General features: G+C 41.2%; 1 protein-coding gene. It reads left to right on the plus strand.

Features of this window, described 5'->3' with window-relative positions; genetic code table 11:
• Nucleotides 1–38 precede the first annotated feature (38 nt).
• Nucleotides 39–992 carry a tyrosine-type recombinase/integrase gene (locus BK127_RS42160; protein ID WP_076238582.1) on the plus strand — a complete coding sequence of 318 codons (954 nt, stop codon included), beginning with the start codon at nucleotides 39–41 and terminating at the stop codon, nucleotides 990–992.
• The last annotated feature ends 158 nt before the right edge of the window (nucleotides 993–1,150 follow it).

Here is a 1,150-nt window from a genome sequence, read left to right on the forward strand (position 1 = left end):
GTACAATAACTGTTGTGCGACAAAAAGGAGGAGAACCATTGATTAATCAAGTATCCGCATTTACTCCGGTATCCCAATATGAACAGCAACAGGAACCCTACACAGACGATCAGATTATCGATATGTTCTTAGCAACTTGCAGTCGTTCCAAATACACGATTCGCAATTATAAGCAGGCTATAGAGCGATTCCGTCAGTTCATTTCCCGCAAATCATTAGCCGAAGTGACCTGGCAAGAAATCGAAGTTTACAAAATCGGCCTGATGAGGGGCTACTATAGCCAAAACAAAAAACCGTTGGCTTCAGCCACGGTTGCGAGCTTTATTGCGCCACTTCGTTCTCTTTATAAGTGGGGAAGTGATCCTAATATTGCTTTGTTTAAAATGAATCCGACATCATGTGTACGCATGCCCACGATTCCGGTTAACAGCAAGAATCATTATCTGACCAAGCAGGAAGTAGGCAGTCTGCTCAATCAGTTAAAAAAGCAAAGTGATCGGGATTATTTGATTGGATTAACCTTTGTTTTAACAGGATTGCGCTTGTCCGAGCTTAGTTCCATCGAATGGAACCACTTTAGTAAAGACGCTATGGAGGCCTCCATGTGGTTAACTGTGATGGATGGAAAGGGTGGCAAGCAGCGAACAATCAAAGTTCCGCAGCCTCTCTGGGAACTACTACTCCAGCATCTCAAATCTGATAAGCCAGATAACAAAGATGAACAAAGGCTTTTCCCATTATCGGGAAGGCAAATCGAACGTATTATCCAACAAGCAAGCAGACAATGCGACTTGGGTAAGAGCTTCACACCCCATTGGCTTCGGCATACGAATGCTACATTAGCACTACTGTACGGCGCTTCCCTGCAGCAGGTTCAGGAGAATTTGGGACATTCTCATATCAATACAACCCAGCGCTATTTACATACGGTTGAGCAGTTGAAAAAGGCAGCACCCGATTTTGTACATGAGAGTTTGAACGAATATTTATAAAATTCTTTTTAGAGTATCATACCCAAGATATCAAAAAATTAACAAAAGTGTTGATTTGATAGGGCATTTGAACTATACTTTATTGAGTAATATTTTGACAAAAATGTACATTAATCTGCATTAATCTGCATATAAATGTCGCACAACAGTTATTGTGC

Source organism: Paenibacillus sp. FSL H7-0331, assembly GCF_001956045.1.